The 26,502-nt window shown below is 37.1% G+C and carries 11 protein-coding genes, 1 tRNA gene and 3 pseudogenes; 12 read left to right on the top strand and 3 right to left on the bottom strand.

The window, feature by feature from the left end; all coding sequences use genetic code 11:
* The first annotated feature begins 78 nt into the window (after window positions 1-78).
* Window positions 79-297 carry a hypothetical protein gene (locus tag QQK09_RS14655; RefSeq protein WP_284204910.1) on the top strand — a complete coding sequence of 73 codons (219 nt, stop codon included), beginning with the start codon at window positions 79-81 and terminating at the stop codon, window positions 295-297.
* A gap of 780 nt (window positions 298-1,077) precedes the next feature.
* Here the strand turns inward: QQK09_RS14655 and QQK09_RS19400 are convergent.
* A pseudogene (locus QQK09_RS19400) lies at window positions 1,078-2,082 on the bottom strand (IS630 family transposase).
* Between the two features lie 419 nt (window positions 2,083-2,501).
* Here QQK09_RS19400 and QQK09_RS14640 point away from each other — a divergent pair.
* The 9 genes from QQK09_RS14640 to QQK09_RS14600 all read left to right on the top strand — a co-directional run bounded on the left by QQK09_RS14640 (window position 2,502) and on the right by QQK09_RS14600 (window position 14,921).
* Window positions 2,502-3,014, top strand: a complete 513-nt coding sequence (locus QQK09_RS14640) for a hypothetical protein (protein WP_284204907.1) — start codon at window positions 2,502-2,504, stop codon at window positions 3,012-3,014.
* A gap of 196 nt (window positions 3,015-3,210) precedes the next feature.
* Window positions 3,211-3,699 carry a hypothetical protein gene (locus QQK09_RS14635; protein ID WP_284204906.1) on the top strand — a complete coding sequence of 163 codons (489 nt, stop codon included), beginning with the start codon at window positions 3,211-3,213 and terminating at the stop codon, window positions 3,697-3,699.
* Entirely contained in the window at window positions 3,696-6,458 is a 2,763-nt protein-coding gene (locus QQK09_RS14630; protein ID WP_284204905.1) for a TcfC E-set like domain-containing protein, read from the top strand. Before QQK09_RS14635 ends, QQK09_RS14630 begins: the two co-directional genes overlap by 4 nt.
* On the top strand, window positions 6,455-7,180 hold the full coding sequence (locus QQK09_RS14625; RefSeq protein WP_284204904.1) for a hypothetical protein: 726 nt from the start codon (window positions 6,455-6,457) through the stop codon (window positions 7,178-7,180). The genes QQK09_RS14630 and QQK09_RS14625 overlap by 4 nt, the downstream gene beginning before the upstream one ends.
* A gap of 1 nt (window position 7,181) precedes the next feature.
* Complete coding sequence (locus QQK09_RS14620) at window positions 7,182-8,204, top strand: hypothetical protein (protein ID WP_284204903.1); 1,023 nt, start codon at window positions 7,182-7,184, stop codon at window positions 8,202-8,204.
* Window positions 8,167-9,105, top strand: coding sequence for a LysM peptidoglycan-binding domain-containing protein (locus QQK09_RS14615; protein WP_284204902.1), 939 nt, complete (start codon window positions 8,167-8,169; stop codon window positions 9,103-9,105). The genes QQK09_RS14620 and QQK09_RS14615 overlap by 38 nt, the downstream gene beginning before the upstream one ends.
* A gap of 67 nt (window positions 9,106-9,172) precedes the next feature.
* Complete coding sequence (locus QQK09_RS14610; protein ID WP_284204901.1) at window positions 9,173-10,675, top strand: hypothetical protein; 1,503 nt, start codon at window positions 9,173-9,175, stop codon at window positions 10,673-10,675.
* Window positions 10,676-11,018: 343 nt separating this feature from the next.
* Window positions 11,019-12,665: a hypothetical protein gene (locus QQK09_RS14605; RefSeq protein WP_284204900.1), complete on the top strand. Its 1,647-nt coding sequence runs from the start codon at window positions 11,019-11,021 to the stop codon at window positions 12,663-12,665.
* A 663-nt stretch (window positions 12,666-13,328) separates the two neighbouring features.
* Window positions 13,329-14,921: a hypothetical protein gene (locus QQK09_RS14600; RefSeq protein ID WP_284204899.1), complete on the top strand. Its 1,593-nt coding sequence runs from the start codon at window positions 13,329-13,331 to the stop codon at window positions 14,919-14,921.
* Between the two features lie 537 nt (window positions 14,922-15,458).
* On the opposite strand, the pseudogene QQK09_RS14595 reads toward QQK09_RS14600, so the two are convergent.
* Window positions 15,459-16,443, bottom strand: a pseudogene (locus QQK09_RS14595) (IS3 family transposase).
* A gap of 68 nt (window positions 16,444-16,511) precedes the next feature.
* On the opposite strand from QQK09_RS14595, the pseudogene QQK09_RS14590 reads away from it, so the two are divergent.
* A pseudogene (locus QQK09_RS14590) lies at window positions 16,512-16,922 on the top strand (transposase); the annotation flags it as partial.
* Between the two features lie 3,137 nt (window positions 16,923-20,059).
* On the opposite strand, the gene QQK09_RS14585 reads toward QQK09_RS14590, so the two are convergent.
* The gene (locus QQK09_RS14585; protein ID WP_284204898.1) at window positions 20,060-25,456 is read right to left on the bottom strand and encodes a site-specific integrase; all 5,397 of its coding nucleotides are present in this window, start codon (window positions 25,454-25,456) and stop codon (window positions 20,060-20,062) included.
* Window positions 25,457-25,910: 454 nt separating this feature from the next.
* Between QQK09_RS14585 and QQK09_RS14580 the strand changes: the two genes are divergently transcribed.
* Window positions 25,911-25,987: transfer RNA gene (locus QQK09_RS14580), tRNA-Met, on the top strand.
* Window positions 25,988-26,502: the final 515 nt, after the last annotated feature.

Raw genomic sequence — 26,502 nt, 5'->3', positions numbered from 1 at the left:
ACAACCGCGAAGCTTGCTTTTGTTGTTAAATAAGTTATTGTTTAAAGGTGTTTATTTGATTTAAAGGGATATTAAATTATGAATAAAATGTTAGTGGTTAGCTTGGTTGTTTTTTCTTTTTCACCTCACCTTTTTGCAAATGAAAGTGCTTTCGCCTCTTGGACTGGTAAAGTACCGCAACGCATGTACCCGATGAAGGTTATTAACGGTGCTTTCAAGCTCAAAAAAGATGTTAATTTCCTATACGACCTCAAGGAAGCCTCCAAAGGTCAGATAATTTACATGTACAAATTGTAATTTAAAGGTTTGATATATACATATAAAAATTCGATATGGTTAAAGTGGCTAAGTGGTTTTTAGTGCTGTAATGGCAGATGAAAATTTATATGTATAATTGTAAGTTTACTTTGTGTGGATCGATAAGTTATTGAGGTTAAGGTTCGCTTTCAAGTTTCACTGCCTTATATTACAGGGGTAGGGAATGAGTTAAGTTTATTTAAAGAAGGAGTTGAAAGTAATGCATCATAACCATACTAAAAGCTTTAATCTCAGAAAAATGATAAGTAACAGGTAGTGCACATAATTCTGGTCAAACCTAACTGAAAACATAACATTTTATTTCCATAGTTAATCGATGTTAAATTACCGAATGTTGTATGAAGTAGTTCATGGTTGTAATGGCGGATATATTATTCAACATCCACCTCATCATTTTACGTGTTAAGTGATTAATATTTAATAGCTATTCATTATTTAAACCATCAAAATTGACTTTTTACGGTTGAGTTATCTTAACAACGGTCAATACTGCCCATGAACTCGATTATTTATACTTAATCTATAATCGGTTAAATCGTTCTCTCATATTAGTTGTTTCCTGTTTTCCTATCTTCATCCTCTACCTTGGTGAGCAAAACCACTGTAGCAATGCATAGTTCAGTCCTTTGTACATTTATAAGGTTCTTTATAATACACCACGATTCAATGCTTCGACGTACATGTTCCCCTCCTAAAAAATCATTAAATCTATCAAGGAATAAAGTGATACCAGCGCATTTAATTTATGATCAGATTGGCCTAGCCTCTTTTACAAAGGGATTTGACGAAATCCACTTGATGCCTGAACTTATTCCAAGCACGACTTACCTGATCAACTATATGCTCATAATTTTTAAATGCGAAGTTTGCTAAATCACTTCCCCTTAAATGTGCCCAAACCTGTTCGATAGGGTTTAGCTCTGGTGAATAGGGCGGGAGGTGCATTATTGCTAAATTATTAAAACGATCACTTAGTTTATTCGAATGCCAGCTTGCGCAATCCATAACAACAATTGCATAACGGCCAACTTGTGTCGCATTTGATATTTGTTGCAGGTGCTTTTCCATCATATCTGTACTTAAGATAGGACTTATTGATGCTTCTGTTTGCCCCGTTGCTGGGCAGACTGCGCCGTAAATATGTGTTGAAATGAATTGCTGCTGCCTGACAACGCTAGGCCGACTACCTTTTTGCGCCCAAACACGTGTCGTGGTATTTTGTTGTCCAAATCGCGCTTCATCTTGAAACCAAACATCTACCGTATCAAGTGCGACATGACCGGGAATTATGATGATTGATTCAATTAGAAATTTTTTTAAACGCTTCTTGAGCATCTAGATCTTGCTTCGGATGTTTAGATCGTGAAGTTATCCAAACGATTTCCAACGTTTTCATTAAGCGATAAATATTTCTAACTTCGTACTTTACTCCAAAAGTATCATGGATATATTTCTGTATATCTTTTCCCATCAATCGACCACCTTGAGCTTTAACTGCATGTTTTAATACATACTCTTTTAACTGTTTTTTTTGCTCGTGGTTAACCTTGAAGGTTGGCCAGTCGCTAATTTTAATGCCAATGCATCAAAACTACCTGATAGGTACTTTGTGACCCACTCATTAACTAAGTGTCGACTTACATTGAGTATTTTTGCTATTGCTGTTCTTGAATGACCTTCATGGAATTTCTGCACGGCCAAATAACGCAGTTTAAGACTCGCATTATTTGTATATGGGATTGCTAGTTCGGATGAATGCTTCATATTGATATCGTTTAGTTTCTGATAAATGAAGAATACCACATTAGATCACAAATTAAATTCGTTTGGTATGATTGCTATTTGGAGGCGGTGGCGATTTTCAGATTTAAATCTTATGTTTCACAATCTAATTTTATGTTTTAAATAGCCATGTGAAAGGTCTGTAATAAAAAATAAATTAATTTTTGTAAGTAATTTCATTTGAAGCCTTGTGTTGATACAGGAATGATACATAGCGGTGTTTTTTCCTATGTAAAATCAAAATTGCTTACGGATGAGTGTTTTTCTAACAATATACTGAATAGTATATTGTGAACAAAAATTGTGTTGTAAAAGGTGAACGCTTTTATAAAGCATTAAACCTACTACACACATCTATATATTGTGGTATTCAAATTTAACTAAATTAACAGGTATTAATTATGAAACTTAAAACATTAACAAAAGCATTATTTCCAATCCTTGCAGTAGCATATGCAGGTTCTGCATTAGCTCAAGCTACAGACACCGCAATGTGGACAGGTACTGTACCAGTAGAATCAACACCTGGTACAGATTTTAAAATAGTAAGTACGGGTCTTGTTGATCTTAGTAACGGTAACATGAAATTCGTTTCAGAAAATGGTGGATATGTACTTTCTAGCGCAAGCTTGCTTTCTTTTGACGTAGTTAAGACTGACGATTCACCTGTAACTGACTACACATACGAAATTAATAATTTCACTTTCAGTGACGGTACTACTTTTGGTGAAGACGCTACAGATGTTGGTTTTGAATTAAAAGATGGATCAGGTAATGATCTTTCTGCTGGTCAGGAACAGACTGGTGTAACTGGTCAGACTGAACTAGTGCTTAGCGGTACAGGCCTTGGCTTGACATCAGGTACAAATGTAGTCGTTATGTCTCAGATAGTTGTATCAGCTGCAACGCTATAAATAATTTAAGATAAAGTAAATATGCCCAGTAAATATTTGGTTGTTTAATTTTTGCTTTATCTATTTTTTATTACAGTTGCTCAAGCATCAAGGCTATTTAATCTTACCGAAAAAATCCCAGTAAGACTAAGTAGTCTTGATTTTTTGATGTTTGTAACTGTAGTGACTTTATAACTAAGTAACAAAAGGAGACAAAGTGAATATATTTAGTAAAACTATCGTGATTTACTTGTCATTTTTTTCTTTGTCCACTTTTGCAGCAGAGAAAACAGTGAATTTAAGTGTTTATATAGCAAAAAAAACAGATTCATCTGAAATATCAATTGAAGTGGATAATAAATATCACTTGGCTTTTTACAATAAGGATAAGGATTATCCAACTTTTGATGATGTAAATATGACGTTTACAGTAACAGCCCCTCTCAGCTCACCTGATATGTATTCAATCGTTTTAAATGACATGTCGAATAACTGTAATGGTGTGCAAATTGATAATGTAGTAAGTGAATTAGATGGGAATGATTTTCCAGAAGGTGACATACAAAACTTCACTTTTGACGTCGCTAGCCCAGTTGAAAGATCGAAGCATCATCAGTTTACATTATCTTTTCCACATATCCCACAAACAGATAAAGTTTTAAATTGTACTGGTCATGTTGCAGTTAAAGTAGAGGCAACAATATGAATTATGTTCAAAAAACCATCTTGGCTTTAATTATTCAGAGTTCATTTGCTAACGCTAGTGTTGATAATTACCCTGTGGGCTTTGAAGATTTTTTTTATGATACAGAGAAGCAGATACATATCGTAATTGCTGGTGAAAATCAGGGCGTACAGCTATCGGCTTTAGTCAACTATGACACATTTAAAGTAGAAGGTGGCGGTGATTCACTCCTAAAATTAAAGGCGTTCCTGAACAGTAAAAACATTTCCGCGGATGAAATTGAGGCTATTCTGAGTGCTGCGGTGAATGGCATCGAGTCAGATCCTGAGTGTACTGAAAGATTAACAGACTGTTTATTAACCTCTACCGATGAGAAAACACGATATATATTTGATTTCGACAATGAGCTATTAAAATTATTTATATCGCCAAAATCTGTTGAAAATAAGGCTTCGGGTAAAGAGTATCGTAATTCGGTGAGCCACAACAATGCGATAAACAATTGGATGAACCTATATGTTTATTCTGATCTTGATAGTAATGACTCCGTTAGTTTTAATAACCAAACCACAATCGGATTGCCTTTAGGGCATGTTTATATTGATAGTGAACTATCAAGTAATAATTCTGAAATTTACACCGGTATCTATGATGTTGATTTTTCTAATGGATTCCGAGTGCAAGTTGGTAAGAATCGATATAATCCAGAGTTTAATTCTACCGACTTTTTAAGTGATGGTGCAGACTTTGCTGGTACGAGCTTGTTGCTTGGTTCGAGTAATAATTTACTTATTGGTGAGCCTGGATCATTACAAACAATCCAGTTTTATGCTCCACAAAATGGGCAATTAGAAATCTATCGAGATGATCGTTTGATTTTGAATCGTGTTGTTAATGAAGGGCAACAGACGGTCACTTACGATGAATTACCCAAAGGGGCTTATGAGATATCAATATATCTTAAAGTGGCTGGAAGCATCGTACTACAAGAAAGAAGGCAAGTAGTTAACAATGATAAGTTTTCTCTTGCTGTAAATAGCTTTGATTTTAATGTTGGCGTTGGCCAACTTGAGTTTGATAACCATGAATATGAGCGCGTTGATAAGAACGATGCTACAGGTCGAGAGTATGCAAGAGCTGCGGGTTCATACCGTGTTTCAGAAAGTCTATTAATGGGCGCAGCACTAACTAGTAACGATACTGATCAATATATCCAATTAGGTGGTTCATATCTCCTAACAAATAACATTTCGTTTGATTATTCAGCAGGTGTATTCACAAATCATGACTATTACCATTCAGGCAGACTATCACTTTACTCTTTTTATGCTGATTTTGAGAGCTTTGTTGACAGCGAGGAAAGTTCAGAACTTTCACTAAGTAATTATCTCTATTCGCAAGGAAATGAAGGCAATTTTGGTATCGGTTGGTCAGGTGAATTTGTTGGAGGAACGGCTTATGTCTACTACAGCAGGTTTAACAATGATTATCAGGAACATGGTGCTGGTTACCATAAAAATCTATCTGAGTCAGTGTCGGCCTCTTGGAGTCGCTCTTTATTTGGTGGGTTTGTCACAGTAAGTACTATTTATAGCGAGAGCGAATTTAACGATGATTTTTCAGCTAATTTATCTTGGACTCATGAATTTGGTAGTGGTGTTTCAGGGCAGTTAATGGTTACAGCAGATGATCAGGGCTTTAGTCAAAATACCAATTACCTTCGATACGATAGAGTAGATGACGGCTTGTACAGTAACGTTTCTGTTGGTGCAACTATCGATCGTTCAAATGAAGTTAATGCGGAGTTATCAGGGACGGTATCGGGGTCTGTTGATGCTGCAAATATTAACGCTTATGCCTTTGCGCGCGATGGTTCAAATAACGTATCGGCAAGTATTAGTGGCACTCAAATTTTCTCCACTAAAGGTGTCTATTTATCAAATGAAAAAAGTCGATCATTTTCTAATGTTAAGGTCATCAAGCCGGAAGGTTCGACAGAACGAAAAAAGGAAGGACTATACCTTAGTCAGACCCAAGAAGGTGACTTTCGAGGACGCACTAAGTTAAATAAAGCAGAAACACTTATTAAATTAAATGAGTATCAGCAGATGGGTTTAGTGGTTGAGCAAGATGGTGAAAATGTTGAGCTTGCAAACAATAGAAAAGATATGTTCTCGTATCCAGGTAGTTTTTATCAAATGGAAGTTCAAGCGGAATACTTATTGAGTGAAATTGTTATCTTAGATGACATGGATGGTAACGCTATATCACAAGTTCAATGTATCGGTGATGGGTGTGTTGGTGTTGAACCAGTTACTGAAGATGGTGTTTTTCGAATTAATTATCGCGCTAATAGTGATTATTATTTAGTGTCAAGGAAAGGTATCTGTTTGTACGAAGTGCAAGACCTGAAACAGGGGCAAGATAAAGTGAGTCGTGGTTACTGCTTGCCTGGTATTGATAAAAAAGACAATCAAGGCAATACATTAGGCTGGGAAGAGTCAGCACAACTATTAAACGACAATAAATCTATCTATTTGTACTTAGGGCAATTCGAAGATGAAGCTGCTAGTGAACATGTTATCAGCAACTTAGAATCTGCCTCTATTAAATATAAGCAACTTAATATTAATGGCATTGTATATATATATATCGTTGAACAGCAGGCATTTACGCAAGTTCAAAAAGATTTATTAAAAAAATTAGACGCATATGTGATGTTGCAATCAGATGAACTTGACATTCTTTCGATGTATTTAAATAAAGGTTTACAAAAATGAAAAATAAAAGATATTTCTTAAATTTGCTATTGCTGGGAGTTGCTTCTTTTATGAGTAGCTCAATATATGCTATTTCGATAGACAGCATGTTTAAGTTCGCGGATGCAGATCACAATTCATATTTCACTATCACTAATGAAAGCGACGACCGTTTGTATATGAACACTAGCGTATCGGAAATAAAGGTTGTTGATGGTGAGTTAGAAAAAACACCTTATACCCGAGATAATTTAATGGATTGGTATATTGGTGTTAGGCCAGCAAAAACAATTATAGATGGGAAGTTTAAAAAAGATTTTAAAATTTCGACATTATGTGAAGACTGTACGGTGGAGTCAGATCGTGTTTTCCAGATCTCTTTTTTACCAACCCCTTATACAACGGGGCTCGATAAGCCTGAGAACTCAATTAATGTCGCCGTGGGTTTAGGCCCAGTGGTCATTTTGCCTGGTAAAGAAAAACCGATAAAGCTATTGACCAAATATGCGGACAACACGATATTGTTTAAAAATAACGGCGATAGCGTTGTAAAGTTGACGCTTACAGCTCAGGCTTGTGAAGAAAAAGAAGGTGAGTCATGTAGTTATCCGATAACTGTATTGAGTGGGCGATTATTCAAGTTTGATGTGCCTAAATCTATGCAGAATTTAGATATAGATGCAAAAGCAGTGACTGCTTTTAATAAATATGAAAGCTCATTTAGAGTAAAGCAAGGAGAATAGTATGAAATATTTCATCTTGCTTCTTAGTGTGTGTTGGAACTCCATATCAATGGGGGCTTCTTCTATTGCTAAAGGCTCTTTTGATGGCAAGCAAATTCGTTGGACCTCTGCTTTTTCAATTCAGGGAGATGATCATATTGTCCCTTCACATTGGGATATCGCAGGAAAACTGATGCCTACATCAGAATGGTTGCCGGGTGGTTTTTATACGCCTCCGCCACCGTCAATACTAATGCATGGTCCAATAGGTAGTGTTTACGTAGATATTAGCTTGATAGGGTTGCAATATAATGCGGGGGGAGCAACGCCTTCTACAGGTAGCCCATCAACAGGTACTGTTTGTACAGATGCCATTGGTAGTGGCGCGATGGTTACCTTAAGTGGTAGTAATTGTTATTACAAAGAGAGTCTTGTTAATACACCTCCTAAGCAGCCTTATGCATTCATTCGTCCGGTTTTTCATATAGATCCGGCTGAGCTAGAGCTGAAGTTAGATGGTCAAGACTCAGGTCTCTATCGTGGAACAGTAATGTGGTCAAATTTTTATGATTATGTTTTTGACTCTTCAGGTGTTTATACGCGACAAATCAATACGCACCATTTGGTTATTGAGATAGATTATGAAGCCGCTTATATTACCAATGTCGACTTGATTGGTGATGGTATCATTAAAACAACTTATAACCACCAAGAGCAAGTTTCAGGCACAACTAACTTTCAAGGGCTGGTGACCGGTAAACTACCGTCTGGCGTGAAGCTTTCTTTAAAGGACGCAAACAGAGATTATGAGCTTGTGAAAGGTACATCTTCCTCTATCCCATACAGCGTGGACTGCTTAGGTTGTGCCGATACTAGCTTAGTGAGTAACGGCTCTGTTGTAAATAGTGAAACAACAATCCCTAGTTCGAACGGGTTAATTGCTCCATTTTCATTAACTGTGGGTTTCGACAATGTCGATTTAGTAAATATAGAAGAGGGAGACCATTATGATTCGTTCATACTTATTTTCGAACCAAATATTTAAATTTGTGTCTCTAACTTCTTGTGTTATTTTTCCACAAGTAGTGCAAGCAAATTTCATTTTAGAGAATAAAGATGATTTCTCGTTTCACGCACACAGTGGTTATGCAATAGGTAAAGATGACCAGTCCGATATGACGCTACTCTCAGTTGGAGCTGGTTATGAATTTTTTCCAAATCTTTACATTAACGGTGCAATATCTTCGTTTGTTGGAAATAGCGCTGAAATGTCGGATTCTCTTGCGGGAGAGCTTTATTTAACATGGGACCAACCCTTATCAGAGGATTTTTCAGTTTATGCTGATTTAGGTGGACGTAGTGCTGGAGGAAGCTTATTAGCTGGGGTTGGTGTGCGGCGTCATTTGTCTCCTTCATGGAGTGTTGACTTGGGTTATCGTTATTATAACGAACCACACAATAAGCAACAGGGGGATATATATGCCCTACAGTTAGGTGTAAAATACACTTTTGCGGAGAAAAAAACACCACGTGTTATCGAGAGTGATATCTATGTGGCACCTTCTAAAAAAGTAGTCGTACCGCCTGAGCTTACTCAATGTGGTGGCGAGGAATATAGAGTTTATAACGTGGTAAAAGATGATAATTTCCATAAAATAGCAGGGAAATTAGCCATCCAAGCAGAAGAACTTATTGATTTAAATAGGTGTAAGTTTGAAGATGTAAATCTTATCTACCCAGATGATGAAGTGTATTACCCTGAAAAAATAGAACTATGCGCGAACAATACAGGGGATATTTATTATGTGGTGAAAGATGATAACTTCCACAAAATAGCAGGGAAATTAGCCATCCAAGCAGAAGAGCTCATCGATTTAAATAGATGTAACTTTGAAGATGTAAATCTTATCTATCCAGGTGATGAAGTTTTTTTACCCATTAAATAAGCGTCAACGTGTCTTTTACTTTTAAGCACTGCTTTAAAAGGCAAAACACTTTATAGAGATAAAAATTATGAAATATTCTTTAATACAATGTGCAATATGGGTAAGCCTTTCATTATTGGCTTTAACAGCATGTCAAAGCGGTACTGAACCCGATGAGAACAACCGTTCTTTGGTCGTGCCAAACGTCGTGGCAGCAGGAAGTGCTAACGATAGTTTTAAGGTTAACATGACCGATTATATTTCAGGTATATCAGAACAAGCAGTACTAAAACTAGAAACAACAGATAGCAATGGCAATTGCCATGAAGATGATATCAATGGGATGACTGTCGATATCACAAATACAGTTGAAGGTTTGTGCGAGTATTCATATCGAATTTTAGACATCGTCGAAGGTGAGGAGACCATATCCAATTCAGCAACGTTACTTGTTAAAGCGATATCAGGGACTAAATATCCGACAGAAACGTTAACCACCATAGTTGGGGATCAGAGCAGATTCTCGTTGGCACTGACTGGCGTATTAGATCCTGTGGTAACAGTTTTGGGTACGGCTCGCGCAGGAGTAGTATCAGAGTCTGAAATATTTATTAATTCAGAATTTGCCGGATACAGCCGTATTATATATACCACAGAAGAAGATAATGGTGGGAAGGGCATAGGCGAAATAAGTCTCGCTACAGCAAGTTATACGGGAACTAACATGTACTGGAACACGCAAGGCCTATCGTTAGATGCACCAGAAAAAGAAAAAACATTCGATATATCATCTGACACGAATGCAAAACAGATAGTCAGCGCATTTAACAGCGATCCCAACGTCACTGTCACGATAGACCACAATAACCCACTCTCGCTAATGGTAGAGAAAGCAAACCCATATGGAGAAGTAGATTCTGATTTGACGGTGTTATTATCAGATCATAGAGGGAAATATAAATTGGTATCAACTCCATTCACGTCCTTTGGTCATCCGTCTCTGTATGACAAGGCTAACATAGTAGAGACGGACAATGTATACCTTACAACACCGCCCCGAGAAAGTGACGCGCTACAGATAGAAGGAGTTGAGTGGCAGATATGCAACCCAAATTACTTAGAAGGTTTTAATATCCCGTTAATTAACAAAGATCTGCACACAGAATTAGCATGCTTAAGTCTCAACGACACAACTTCGTACACTAATTACTGCGAAGCACTAGATATCATGTTGCCTTCACCTAACGGAGCTGAATGGGACGGAGTAACTACTATAGCAAATGCAAGATTAAGATCTTCGGAGATAGCGTCTTGGGTTTCTCAAGCGCAGTATGATCACGACATCCCTAGAAGCATGTTCGCACTCCAGGTTGTTGCTAGTTCAGATCAACACCGAATGCATGCTCAGATGAACGAGGTGGGGCCTCAGATCTATGGAATTATTTCAGTCGGGGTTGAGGAAGTTTTGCCGCCAAATAACAACGTAGTATTAATTATTATGAACGAGGTTCCTAGAATTTCGGTAGTTCCGTGGATCACGTCAAACCCTGCGGAATCGACAATTAAACCAGTATGTATTGTTGATAAATGATGAGATTGTTTGTTGTTTAGGTTTTATCTAAAGCTAATTAAGAAACGTGAGCTTCATAATAACGATATATGGACACGATTTTTAAATGATACGAATATCAAATAGCACTGACCGTTGAGAGGTGGTTTTTTAGTTATTCATACTTTATGTGCGTATTAATCCCCCTTAATGCGAGGGGAGTCTATTTGAGAAAAACTTACGACACACAATTTAACTTAGGCCTATTTTAAATCGTTAATAGGTCGTCGTGATATTTATCAAGTATGTTTTTTAGGCTAAGAATTATAGGGAAGAGTGCACCGTTGGTTTTTGAATAACCGGTGAGTTTTTTAAAAGAATGAGAATGAAAGTGAAAATGAAAATGAAAATGAAAATGGCGGTCGGTGCGTTATTAACGACATTGTTAGTCGCTTGCCATAGCCCCCAAGATAATAATGAAGATGGTACGAAGCGTTTACGTGTTGCTACCAATGCATTGAAAACGTTGCCTCCATTTGAGTCGGGTTTTGTAAGTTTGTTACCCTATGTAAGCTCAGCAGAGGACCTTGCATCACTTGAATTAAGAGATTTAGAGCTAATTTACGCCTTTGGAATTGAAGGCGACGAACAATGTGAATTAGCTAATCAGGTTGGGGCCGGATTTGAATTGCAAATAACTGGCGCTGTCTGTGAATACGAGTATACGCTAAAGGATAACAGTACGGGGCAATCGGATTCAGGTAAACTATTCGTCGTTGCGTCAAGCTCTGATGAACCTGTATTAGCACCGCTATCATCTCCTCAGATTATTGATGAGCCTGCTGTTATAGTGATTACGCCTGAACTCGGTTATGAATTGAGTGACGAGTTTATTCTTTACGGGGATGGCGAGGTCGCTATTGATAGCAATAACAACGAAATAACCTACACAGGGCACTCAGTGGGGTTAGACCAGATACTGTATTCTTTGGTTGAGTCATCGAGCGGTGAAACTAAAATCGGCCAGATAAATGTTTCAGTGGCGAATACGACTACAACACCGATAGTAGCCGAAAAGAATACAGAAATGTCTATGGGGACTTTTAATGGGCCTTATTCATATGATTATAGTAAAATTGACACTGCTCTATACGTGTCAGCAGTCGCGTCCGACTACTCTATTGTAGAGGTAACGAGTCTTTCGCTAAACGTCTCGGTCGATGCAATTAACGATAAGGTGATTAATGTCGATAACCCTACGGCGGGGGAACATTGGTTGAGCTATTTAGTTTCCGATGGCAAGGGGGCGCTCGACGTCGGTCAAATCAAGGTTACAGTGCAAAGTCCATCTCTACACAGCAATATGCGGATAATATCAACACCGAACCATTACTTAACGACACCACCGAGAGCTGCCGAAACGGATAAGTTCAGCGCATCGGGAGTTAGGTGGCGCAGATGTAGTCCTGTATTGCCCGAAAAAGTAGATGGACCTATTATATACGCTGCTAACTATGATCTATTAGAGGAGTTTGCGTGCTTAAGTAGTAGAGATAGAGAGATTGAGGCGTATTGTCAGACGATGAATGAGGTTATCCCTGCCCCAAATGGTGGGACATGGAAGCATGGACCAGAAGACGGCTTTAATGGAGAGAATTATAACGCGGTCAGTCAATTCGGTATGTACATCCAATCATTTTTTAGAGAACAAAATAACGAGGTCTCCGACGCAAGGTTTAGTGCAGCTTTAGACTTTACAAACAATTTCGCTCAGCATTCCAATGTTCTGCTTATAGGAGGTATGGACCCGACTAACGAGTATGACAGTGATGAGTATGTTGAGTACGCACCTGGCAATCCAGGAGTTGAACTCATAGCTGGCGTTCCATCTCTAGGGCCATTAACGTACGATACGCGTTTATCATTTTATCAGTGGAGAATTTCAGACGGAAATGTCGGGTATTCTGCCGGGGCAGTAAATGGTAAGCACTTATCAAGCACAATTAAACCCATGTGCTATGTTGATAAGTAGTTGCCGAGAGGAATATAAACTATTAGCCCTATTTTTCAGCGTGCTCTAGGAAGCACGCTGAGGTAACGGTTAAATTTTCATCAGCTTATTGTCGCAGAGGCGGATGAACTGTACTGGCGCAAGCAAGGCCTATCATTAGATACTTCAGAAAAAGAAAAAACATTCGATATATCATCTGACACGAATGCAAAACAGATAGTTCACGCATTTAACAGCTATTCCGGCGTCACAGCAACTGCTGTTTCGGTGGTGTCTGTCTGTCCCTGATGAAACGACAATAAAACCAGTGCTTAGATAAAGAAAGGTGAGTGAACATAGATGGTGAGATTATTTTATTGTTGTTTAGGTTTTATCTAAAGCTAATTAAAGCAACGTGAGCTTCACAATAACGATATAGACACACTGTTTTTAAATGATGCGAATATCAATTAGTACTGACTGTTGTGAGGTGGGGTGATAGCTACTTATACTTTATGTGCGTATTAATACGCCTTAATGCGACGGGAGTCTATTTGAGAAAAACTTACGACACACAATTTAAGTTAGGCCCGTTTTAAATCGTTGATAGGTCATTGTGGTACTTATCAAGTATGTTTTTTAGTGCGAAGGACTGCCCTCTTGGTTTTTGAATAACCGATGAGTTTTTTGAAAATAATGAAAATAATGAAAATGAAAATGAGAATTAAAATAAAAATGGCGGTCAGTGCTTTATTAACGACATTGTTAGTCGCTTGCCATAGCCCCCAAGATAATAATGAAGATGGTACGAAGCGTTTACGTGTTGCTACCAATGCCTTGAAAACGTTGCCCCCATTTGAGCCGGGTTTTGTAAGTTTGTTGCCTTATGTTGAGTCAGCAGATGACCCTACATCACTTGAGCTAAGCGATTTAAAGCTCATTGATGCCATTGAAAATGAAGATACAGGACAGTGTAATTTAGTAGAAAAGCAAGAAGTTGGGTTTGGATTGCAAATAGATAGTGCTGTCTGTGAATATCAATACACGTTAATGGATCGCATTACGGGTGAGCATGCGTCGGGTAAATTGATTGTCATCTCAAGCACCGATGAACCTGTCTTAGAACCGCTTGCATCTGCTCAGCTTATTAACGAGTCTGTTGTTATAGAGATTACCCCTGAAGTCGGTTATGAACTGAGTTCAGAGTTTATTCTTTACGGCGACGGCAAGGTCGAGATTAAAGCTAATGAGATAACGTATACAGGGCGTTCAATCGGGCTAGACCAGATATTATATTCTCTGGTTGACACGACTGGTGATACAAAGATTGGCCAGGTAAATATTTCAGTGGCTAATACTGCGACGACACCGATAGTAGCCGAAAAAGGTACTCATGTGTTCTCAAACAAAGATGATGTTATTGATGTTACTCCTTATGTTTCTGGTGCAACAGATTTTTCGGTTACTGATGTAGTTAGTCTGACCGCGAACGTCACGCTCTCTCCATTGGACGATAAGAGCATTACGCTTAAAGCCGCAGTTGGAGATCACTGGGTGAGTTATTTAGTATCGGATGGTAAGGGGGCAATGGACGTTGGTTCTTTGAGTGTGACGATTGAACCAGAGCACGGTATCATGAGCATATATGAAACCAGTTCATTTTACATAACAACACCGCCCACGGAAACTGAGGTAGGTAAGTTCCCGCCAGAAGTCAGGTGGCAAAGGTGCAGTCCGGTAGATCCTGATGACCTGCAGACAGCTATTAATCCTGAATTGCATAGACTGAACACATGCTTATTCATGTCTGCTAAGACTGACTATGCAGCTTTCTGCGAAAGGCTCGACATGATATTACCAGCACCAAACGGTAAAAAGTGGGACGTGGAGGAAAAAACGATTCATGAAATAGATGCGGTGATGACGGAAGTCTCGTTGAATTTAGTGGATACGTTCAAAGAGAGTAAACAGATGGACACTGGACTGGAGGCCTTTTCACCAAATGGTACGACCCTCGAATACAGAGCAGGTGCTAAACTCGAAGGTATGACTGAAGGATGGCCAGGAGAAGGTCCCATCGAATACCCAAGACCCCCGACAGAAGAACCGACGTGGGACATGTACGTAGGTCTGACGTCAATCGGAGGTGCAATGTTAGGGGGTGAGGGTTCGTTTTTTAGGTCTTGGATTGCAGGAGTCGACCACTGGCAGCCTAATAGTTACTACTACGCGAATGACTTTATTGAAGACATTCACCTCCATAGTACGATGAAGCCAATCTGTCATGTTGCTAAGTGACCCCTAAAAAGTCGCTCATAAAGCATAGGTATAACCCTGTGCTTGCATAAGAAAAGGTGGATTAATACGTATTTTGGGATTGCTTTATCTTATGTTGTTCTGGCTATTGTTTCTCGATGGTTGTTGTGATGAAAAGATTGGATTTATTTGTTTATGTGATTGTGGTTGCAGTTTCTTGAGCTTTGGGAACAATCAATTATGTTTTGGGAAAGCTTATAGGTTTTCCCAAAACACTGTTCCTGTTATTTAGGCTGATGTTAAAAAGAGTTGTTGCATTGAAGCGATAGTCATTTTAAGTGCAATCTAAGCGGAAAGAGCTGCATAGTAAATGCAGTTGGCTTTCATTTCGTAATAATAGTCAACTTTATATCCGTTTAATGAGGGGGAACAATTCGCAGGTAGTTTAAATTATTTTAACCTATAAAAATTATAAGGTAATATTTTAAAAATAGAGGGGATATATGAAAAAGAAAAGCTTATTATTGATTAGCTTATTCACCTCTTCGGTATTTTCTATGTACACATGGGGTATTCTGGTCAAGCCCAACCGGACACCTGACTTTGTAAATTTTCATAGTTAATCGGCGTTAAGTCGCCGAGTGTTGTATGAAGCCGTTCGTGGTTGTAATAACGGATATATTCTTCAGCATCCATCCATCTTCATTGCATCACGTGTTAAGTGAACAACATTTAATAACCATTCATTCTTTAAACTGCCAAAAAATCGTTCTACAACTGCGTTATCTAAACAAGCTCCAACACTGCTCATTGAGGCTATTATTTTATATTTGCTCAGTAACTGAGTAAATCGTCCACTTGTATATTGAGAACCACGATCACTGTGAAACATTAACCCAGGCTCAGGTCGTCTGATGTTAATCGCCATTTGTAATGCTCGCTCAACTAAATCAACCGTCATGCGTTTTGATAGTGACCAACCGATAACCTCACGAGAGTATAAGTCCATGACGACGGCTAAATACATCCAGCCTTGATTGGTTCTCAAATAGGTGACGTCACCTGCCCAAACTAAGTTTGCGTACTTAGGATTAAACTGCTGCCTTAATAGATTATCGGCAACGCTATCACTGTGTTTGCGCTTGGTTGTTATTTTATATGCCTGACGCTGTCTCACGACTAGCTTTAGCTTACGCATGATACTGCGAGTACGATAACGCCCAACACTGAAGCCTGCCAATCTTAAATTCTTACACAACTGACGAGAACCTAAACTTTACTTCATTTCTTTTGCGAAGAAGGCACTGGCCTTTTTTAGTATTTCTTTCTCCATACGTAGCTGTTTTACTTCTTTGCGCAAGGTCAATAACTCAGATCGTTCATCAGAATTAACCGTTGAATTAGCATGTTCCTCTGCTTTTTGTTTCCAGCTGTAAAGTAGGCTAGTCGTGACGTTTAAAGCAGATGCAGCCTCTTGAACGCTATAACCTTGTTCACTGATTAATGCTAATGCTTCAGTTTTAAATTCACTTGTATAAGTTTTGTATTGTCTTCTAGTCTTCATGCTCACTCCTTTAGTGGATAGTATTATCCAAAATTAAAGTGTCCAGTTCAATTAGACCAGAATAGCCTTGGAAGGATTACAAAGAACTGACAGGTGATTTAAAAGGAATCTATCGTGCAGTAACTGAGGATGAAGCCTTAAAAGCACTGGATGAGTTTAGTGATAAATGGAATGAGAGGTACCCGCAAATTAGTCGTTCATGGCGTGCTCATTGGCATAACCTTAATACGTTTTTTAGCTACCCTGAGGACATCAGAAAAGCAATATATACGACCAATGCCATTGAGTCCCTGAACAGCGTAATACGTAAAGCTATCAAGAAACGTAAAGTGTTCCCAACCGATGATTCGGCTAAGAAGGTGGTTTATCTTGCTATCATGGATGCATCAAAGAAATGGACGATGCCAATAAGAAATTGGAAAACGGCCTTGAATCGTTTTATGATAACGTTCGAAGACCGTCTTAAAGATTACATTTAAAAACCGCAGTTACACAGAATTATTTACAGGTTTGCTTAAATAGTTATTTGCTTAATTCATAATTCACCAAGATACAGTTCTCCCCTGATTTTCTGCTCCTTTATCACTATTGCTCTATTACCCTTTAGGCAGTTAATAACCTAATCCACTTATATAAAATGGCCACTAGAATTATAAATACCATGCTGTGCTAGTGTCATCACATACACTTTTTGAGTTTGATGCTTTTAGGTTGTCGGTACAGTAGTGATACATTCATTGTTCGGGAAGTTAGTAGAATAATTTTTAAATAATGGTAGTTACTTTGAAATAGGTATTCATGGTAATTGTCAGGTACACATTAAAATTATTGGGAATGAGAATGCAACATATCAACTTTAGTGTTGTTCGTATTTTGTTTTTTTTCACAAAAAACACTAAGCGAACAATGAAAGAAATTACGCAGCACCTATTATTATATTCGGGCATTGGTGGGGATGTGAATTATACTATTAACTACATGATTAATAATAGGTTACTGGTTAAGGTCCCTATTTACATAAGAAACTCGATGCTGATTGATAATCAATATCGCTTGAACGCTCACTTGAGGCGGTATTTGTAAATTATGTGCCTTTGTTGGGGGGTAATGCTGTAAGTAATATAGGTGATGCTTTACCCCCCTTTTTTTTGAGCGTTATCAAATAAGCTTCTATTGGTTAGTTGTAGTGAGCATGGCTAATGAATAAGATGTTAGGTAACTATTTAATCTTTAAGCGATGTTGTTTTTTTTGGTTGGCTTGGTGTTATTTGGTTGAGCGTGGAAAGGGGGGGGGCGGTAGGTTAAGTATAACTAAATCCCGCTGGTTGTGGTTTTGCTTCTAACTGCTGTGATGGTGCGCGAGTAGGTGTCTAAAAGTGGTGTTGTGGGAAGGTTTTTCGTTAATGGTCGGTTGCCTGGTTTTTAACTGTTGTGGGGTTTTATTTTGCTTTGCGCCTGTTTTTTAAAGCATGAATTTGGTGTTTTAGCTTGTAGGTTAGTTATTTATACGCCTCTATTGTTGCGCATGTTGCTGGAGAAAAGCGAGCGGTGTATATTCAGTTGCTCACTTTTTTACCTATCTAAGTGATGCGCTTATTATTTGAATCTAACCTTTAAAGTGATTTTGATTTATCAAGTAAGGATGAGTTGGTAATGAAAATCTTTGATAATTTTTGCAAATAAAAGTCAGAATAGAAAGTTGCTGTCTCTATTAAGGTCTGTTAGTTTGTAATGCTTCATTGGCGAATAAGGGGGGGCAATCGCTCTATTATAATAAGCACTAAGTTTTAGTAAATTTGATATGGCAATTGCAGTTAGAAAAGTGCACCCTCCTCCTTTTGAGGTAAGTGTAATATTTCTAGTGGTATAGCTTTTTACAAATATAAAGCCGTCTTTACTATATATAATATTAGAAGTGTTTTGGCTGTTTTTGCGCCACAAACTTAACTCATAAATTAACTCATAATCGCAAGAGTGTGTAATCTGATTATTTTTCATAATTTAAACTAACCTTTAAAGTCCAATTGATACATAAATAGCATGTGGATGCTTAACCTGTTTTCAGTGTCATTACACGGAAAATGGATTCAATATATGCTATATAGCAAATGAATCCGCTGTGTATCAAGCTGGTATCAATTGAAGTTGTGGGTGATTTAGGTTCTGATGTACATGTTTTAAATGTGTAATTAAATAATTCATATTTTCTTTCTGTTTGCGGTCTGTTAAAGTAACAAGTGAAGGTGCTAGGTAAGTTATTGGTGGTGTATGCGTGGGTTTTAATAAAGAGTAGCTTCCTATGGGTGATCTTTTTACTGATGTATTGCTTATTGTAGTAGATATTGCCTTGATAACTAGAGTTTTCTGTTAATAATAAAACTCCTCCATGCACTGACCTTGGTGATAAAAAACACGGCAACCTTTAGGGTAAGACGCCACTTGCTTTCCTTTGATATCAATAACACCTGAGGCTGAGTGAAACTTTTTACAAATACACAATTTGTTATTTCTTCAATATATATTACCTTTGATATTTCTGGGTCTTCATTGCGCCACAAATTAATCTCACGAATTAGCTCAAAATAAGTTGACTTCACAAGCACTCTACATGAATTATTATTCACCATTTATGTATTACATCCAAATTATATTTTTTATAATTGGTTATGATACTTAATCATATCGCGAGACATGTATCGCTTCTGTATCAGAGCGAGGCTGACGTTGCCGTATATTATTCAACTCTAATTGAACTGGACATGCCATATTTGTTGAATAGTATCCACTGCTGAGATGGATGTTAATTCAAAGCTTATACCAGTTAATTTAAGTAATATAACTCTTAAGTGTAATATTAAGGTAAAAAATCTATACGATGATTTCTTCTCAATCTAAAATATCTAAAAATAACACTGCCTGAGCTAAGTGCATAAGCATGTTAAGTGATTTTTATTGTTCTAGTTATTGTGTTCATTCATTTTAAGCACTATTTTGGTGGGAATGTGGTCGCTATTTGTTTAGCCGTTAAGTGTTAATTCAGTGAAAGCCACTTTTGTCTACAGCGGTAACATCTGAGTACGTTCGATATACTTTATCGATTAAATGCTCCCGAATGGTAATTTTATTACCTAATCGTTCGAGGGTAGTAACATCTTTCAGGGTGAAAATGATAGGGCTTAACTTGTTGTGTTTAGCAAATTCATCAATAAGAATATTTCGCTTTTCATGCTTTGTTAGATCCTTTAATTCTAGTATTTGATTGAGTTCAATGGCTTCATCGTTATCTCCGTTACTTACCAATCGATAATAGTATTCTGTGTATTGTAATCGTGTTTGTGGGTTTTAGTAAAATACTGATATCCCTGCTGTTCTTCATCAAGGCTTTCCATAATTGGGTTATTAGCCTCCTATATTTTAAATTGAATTTTTCCTTTATTAGAGCTGATTATGGATAGATGAAGTTGAGGCTGATTTTTTATCTTCCAACTTAAGGATACTACTTACAGTTCGGGTATACGGATGGTACTCTTTACCCCTGTAATGGTTAATACATTAGCTTCTTCGCTACTTGAAGCTAATGTTACATCGTTGCTTATGTTAATCATTTTTTCAGTATTTAAGCTATTGAATGGAAAATGTTAAATTGTGTATTCACGGTAAGTAAAAACAGCGCGTGGTTAAATTTTAGATTTATCGAATTTGAAGCGTTCCCTACGCTTTTGTCAATTATTTCCAAAAGTGGAACATCCATTATTTTAGCGCTGTCTTTTACTGTGAAATGCTCTTTCTTAACATTCACCTTGTAACCTAACTTATTAATAATATAGTAAAAACACTGCATATCAAGAGGGTTTGTGAACGTATATCCAGTAATGTTTCTATTGTAATTTTCAGTCCATATTTTAACTAAAGAGTTTCTGTTTTTTTCATCAAGTGAATTAAGTTTATCTAGAATTTTTTTATAGGTGAGAGTGTTTGAATAGGCTCTAGTTTTCATCGATTGAGCTGGGTTGTTATAAAGCTCAATATTCGGTACAGACGAGTGAATAAGAACGCCATCATATGCAGTTTGACTTTTTAATCGCTCACTGATGTTGATTATATTAGCGATTTCGGTTTCAGTGAACGTCACTTTGTGGGCTATTTCATGAATAGAGTGGTTGTTTTTAAGTGATATTAAAACAACTTCAATCATGGATAGGCTATAGAGTAGTGTGTTTCTCCTTATGTGTGGCGTTTCTTGAATGATGGATGCTATGTCGCTGTTAGCACGAATAACATCAACCTCCCGAAACCCTTTTGCTTTTTTTAGTTGATGGTAACTGATTGCAATATGACGGCGTTGTTCACTATCAAATCGTGACACCACCTTACTCGCATTACTAATAGGTATTTTGTTGACCCACTTTACCTGTTTGATTGATAGTTGTTGATTGAGGTTCTTATCATTTTCAGCAGCGCTAATAATATCGAGCACATGAATATAGTGTTTGATTGTTGTTGCAACATCTTCATGCCCGAGCATGAGTGAAATCGCATGTAGGATTTTGTGTGGTGAAAAAGTCTCTTTAAGTAACTCTGAAATTAATTTTTGGCTGAAGTGTTGATAGCTTTCTATTTCTCTACTCCATGATAATAGTTCTTTGTTGATTGATGGGGGGAGTTCACCACGGCAAACGAACAGGTATAGGTAATTAGCAAATGTGTGACGACATATGTGCAAAGTGACAGAAGGGTCGTTAGTGACCTGTTTCATAGCTTGTGTTATTGCTTGTCTGTGGTGCTTTAAATCGACAAGAATATTGGGATTAATAGACCGTGCAAAGATGCCTACGTTTCTTTTTTGATTGTGTAATAATAAAGCTCGTTGGACTAATTTTTTAAGATAATCAATCTCTTCATTAGATAATAACAGTGTCATCGATAGGCGTCGATTGCCATTCTGTGATTTTACTCGGTCATAGCGATTTGTTTTTATATGTATCATACCACTATTAAAATCAATCTCATTGATCATTAGGTTTTCAGCCTCTGATATTCTTAACCCTAATCGTGAACAGAGAGTGAATAGGGCTTTATTGATCAGTATTTCATCTTGAGAGCGGTTTGAAGCGTTGCTTAATAGTTGGTGCACCTCCTGATATTCACGATAGCTAAAAATATTCGCTCGTACATTGTTACTTTTGTCTTCTATCGTTGGCTCTATTTCTAACCAGCTGACTTTCTGTATTTTGAAATTGTCGTAACTATAGTTGCCAAAAACGCGAAGCACTTCAGCAGCTTCCCCTTTGTTTTTAACTTTCCGGGAGGCAATGACATCAATATATAGGCTTTGTAATTCACTTTTAGTGAGAGTAAAGAAGAGTAGGGTACCTGCTGTGATAATTAATGGCTTAGCTACTTTCGAAATATAATTAAGTAATGTTTTAATCGCGATAGTCTTGCGGCCTTTTCCAGGCTTTCCTGCGGTATAATAGAGCCAGCATAACGCAGCAATGGTTGACTCTGTGAGCTGGTAGGACTGATTTATCATATCTTGAAGGTCGTGCTTAAAGCTCCCTTTGATTTTATTTTCCCAGCTATTCGCTACGATAGATATTAATTCATTTGATGAAGTATACCCCCCCTTAGATTGTAAACGGTTAAGTTTATTGCAGATTTGACTTAGTATATCAGTGCCAAGTACTACGCTTTCATCAGTATTTTGAATACTCTTCAGTGGAACCAGTGTTTGTTTTGTAAATACACCTTCATTAAGTTCATCTGCCTTTACTTTATAGCATGGAGTGTCACGCAACCAGCGAGTTAACACCGCATCAGGGAGGTGTGTTGTTGCTTGCTTCATATTCAAGTAGGACTGCACTAGTCCTGAGTGCGTAAAGAAAAGTTGATGATTGAGGGCAGAAATTAGCTTATTAATATCAATTTTCTTCTTACCGATTAGCTTTTGTTGTAATCGTAATTTTTTGAGTTTAGCGGCCAAGTAAATAAATAGTGTTTTATTGAATTCACTAGGGTGCTTAAGTTTGGTCTTTAGATAGATAGGATTGTTGATAATAAGCTGCGCTGTTACAGCATCAATGAAGATGCGTTGTTTGATATTTCGACTGTCTACCCATGTGAGCCACAAAATATTACCATCTTTATATATGGGCTTTTTGAGGGCTAGAATAAACTCTGTATCAATCGTAAATGAAAATGAGCTGTGAACAATAAGGGATAATATTATTTTTACAAACTCACGGTTTGTGGCATTTTTAGACATCTTTTCATTTTGGGGCTTAGCAAGCAACCAAGTTTGCAACATTTCTACAATTAGTTGCGCTTCTTTTGCCTTGAATAAACTATTTTTGCGTAGCGTTAATCCAGTTGATTCACTATCAGCAAACGTCTTAGTAATCGATGGTAGTTTTTTGGTGCCTGCCATTTTAGTGATGAATTTGTCTAATATTTTCAATTTGTAGTTCAACATCACTTTAGTGAGCTTCTTATCACTGAGAATTTCAGTGATAAGGTTTTCTTTAGTTTCTTTAATATCTTTGAAAAATTGTTTTTTATCTAAGTATGCCTTTTCAATTAACTTCCTTACACTACGGCGCAACCGGCTTTTATTTAACGCTTTATTAGTTGTTAGGTATTGGGGGATATATACTTGCTCTGGTTTCGTCTCTTTTAAGGGGACACGTCTGCCTGTTTTTACGGTAAACATCAATGACTGACAGTTTAATGACTTTGCCAATGTGTTTATCGCAATACGGCTGCGTTGCATATCGTCACTGCAAAAGAGAGACTCATTATTATAAATATGCTCGCCAGAGCGAATATGTCCCATAAAGTTAATTGCGATACTTCTGGCATGTGTACTTTGTAAAAACGAAAGAAAATAATGCCGAAATGCATTAGCAGGCAGATTCCATTCATTTAAATAAGTTTCAATATTTTCAAATCCTACGGTGCTAATAGTGAGATCTTCATTGATTAAATACAATATTGGTTGATTGATGTCACTGAAGCCTTGGGAGGTTTTTAATAACAGTTTAGTCAACGGTGGATCATATTTCACCATCAAACGCGATAATCGGTCACAGTGTATTCGATAGGCTTTTAGGTTTTCTAAAGCAACATCAGCCAGAGGCAATATACGCAATGCACTATCACAAAAATTTTCTTTATCAGCAATACAGATAAGTTTTTTCAGTTCATCAATGGTGAAGTATGAAAAAGAGTATTCTTTGCGTGAACGGTGTCCTGTCGTTATCAACAAAATCACTGCCGAATAGAGCGTAATTTGATTATGTATTTGTATCAGAGAGAGTAGCGATGAACAATTATTGATAGAATCATATTTTTCCGTTATTTCATGATATTTTTTATTAATCATTAAATGACTATGCCATTGCTTAATTGCAAGCTCACTTCCGCAAAAAACATCCGAGGAAACTGCTATATCACAAGTGTCGAAACCCAAGTTTTTTAAACATGTTTGGTATATTAGTGTTAATTTTTGATGAGGCTGAAAAAGATAGTAGAGTGGTGTATTTGAAGCATACTCAGTATTAGCGAGTAACAAAGAAGCTATCGCTGAACTTTCTTGTTTTGATATTAATTCAAAAAAGATATTACGAATGCTAGCAGGTGTGATATTTCGACTTCGTTGCTCGTTACCTTTAAATAGGTTTGTAATGCGTTGACTTATTGAGTTTTCATCTGGGTTTATCGAACACAATGCTTTAACCGTGGCGCAATCTGAGCCACTTTCTTTAAGTCGTTTATTTAATGCAGATATGAGAGCAGTAGGCAGTGGCAGCTTAACTAAATGATCTATTTTTTCTAAATGCTCTTTTTGCTCGTCTGTTGCCGTAAAGGCGCCTGGCATACGGATATCCAATCGATTCCAAGTTGTAGTCTCGATACATATACAATCACGATTTGTCTCTTTTTTTTCATATCGATTGATAGGAAGGGCTTCGATGTACTCATAACCCTTTGAGGTGCAAAGTAGTATCAAAGCCAACGTCGCATCTATGTTCTCAGCTTCATTATCAGAAGTTAAGACCTGCTTGATATGATCAGTTACCATATGTACTTCGTGAGTAATTAATGCAACAGGTCTTAAACTTAGTTGCATCAGATCATGCAGTGCTAAGCGACTACCATACAGATAGCTCTGGTTGAGCGCTTCATCATCGATATAATGTGCAGCATCTACAGATATATCAACAAGGTCAATGCTTTCGTCTTCTCCGATGTCCTCTTTATGCTTTAGTGAAGGCACATATCGGCGTTTTTTTGTCTTCGTGCTTGTACGATGGCTTAAACTCTTTGCTGGCGTTATATTACTAATATGGGGCTTTTTGGGGGGAGTGTTGTTAATTAATAGTGAAGGAGAAGTAGTTATCATTCGTAATACATTTTGCGCGAAATATAATTTTCTTTCACATTTTAAATTATTTTCTAATAATAGCGTTTCCCACACTTTAATAAATTTGTCTAGCGTAAGGTTGGTAAGACCCATGGTGTTTTTAAAGATGTGCGCTTTATCTACCAATTTTCTGATCGAAGTAGACAAGGTCCCTAAGCAGTTTTTTGTAGGATCATTAAACGAGATACAAAAGAGTAATGCTGATACACATTGAAATATCTGCTTAACGTCTTCATCGACATCTTGGTGAAATGTGATGCTAAAAAGGCTTGCAATAGGGTACTTTAGCATTTCCCCTCTTATTATGTTTTTTGTTCCTTCGGCTCTTCGCTGCTGCTTAGCGATACCTGATTCTAATATTTTTTTTATTAGCGCGATCAGAGCGCTATTATTTCTATGTAAATATTTAGGTAAATCTAATTTATTCAGGGCTACAAGTGAATTTGCTAAGGTATATAGCTGATGAGTAATATTTGAAAACATTGAGTCAGGGCAGAGGGCATCAACAACATCATCGAGTAAAGACACTTCATCTTTATTAAGAATAGAGGCTAAGTAAAAACTATAATATGCACTTTGACTAAATTTCAATTTAAATCCTTTTATACTTCCATGAAAGGCTGTATTTGATATTAATTACGTTAATATTTTTTGATTTATTAAGTAAATTAAAGGGCGGATAGGTAACTCATTAGGGTGTAGTGCACTTTATTGTCAATTGAAAACTTTCAGGCAATAACCTTATTGAGTAAATAATAAGCTGTTTTTGTATTTTATCAACTATGATTTTTGTGCCATAATTTTTGTGATTCTTGCTCCCCATGAAAATGAGAGTCATAAAATTATTAGTTGAAGGTAGAGTGTTTATGGGGCTTGTAGATTTATGTAAGTTAATGTAAGATGTTATCTGTTGGTTTTTTCAGGCTCATAACCCGAAGGTCGTTGGTTCAAATCCAGCTCTCGCAACCAATTCTTTTATTATTTAAAAGAATCGTTAATTGCACAGTATTTAGAACAAGATTTAGAAAAGAAACACAATTACGGACGCGAGATGGAGCAGTTTGGTAGCTCGTCGGGCTCATAACCCGAAGGTCGTTGGTTCAAATCCAGCTCTCGCAACCAATTTCTACAGAAAAACCTATCAGTAAATTCCATTCGTTACAATTTATCTAAAAACTTCAAAAATACTACAAACATAATTCCAATTATCTCTACTTTTTTAAGTTACACTCCAAAACAATATACCTAACTTTTATCCATATTTTTACTTTGCTCTGATCCTGTACTTATTTACAAACATCTTGTTTTGTTGAAAGTAGTTCATCGGGCTAAACTATCTAAAAAAACTGGCAAAGGTTGTTGGTAAAAATCCAGTTCTCACAACCAATTCCTTATAAAGATATTAAAACCTCTAATAATCCCCAATATTTGATTCCGTTATAATTTATCTACAAATTTACAAAATACTCAAAAACTACATACCTAACTTTTATCCATACTTTCATTTTGCACTGATCCTATACTTACAAATATCTTGTTTTGTTGAAAGTAGTTTATCGTTCTCAACTATCTAAAAACACTGGCAAGCTTATTGGTTCAAATCCAGCTATCACACCAATTCCTAGTTATAAATTCCA

Source organism: Psychromonas marina, from assembly GCF_030161115.1.
GTDB classification, from domain to species: Bacteria; Pseudomonadota; Gammaproteobacteria; order Enterobacterales; family Psychromonadaceae; genus Psychromonas; species Psychromonas marina.
This window is presented reverse-complemented; position numbering and strand designations above follow the sequence as displayed.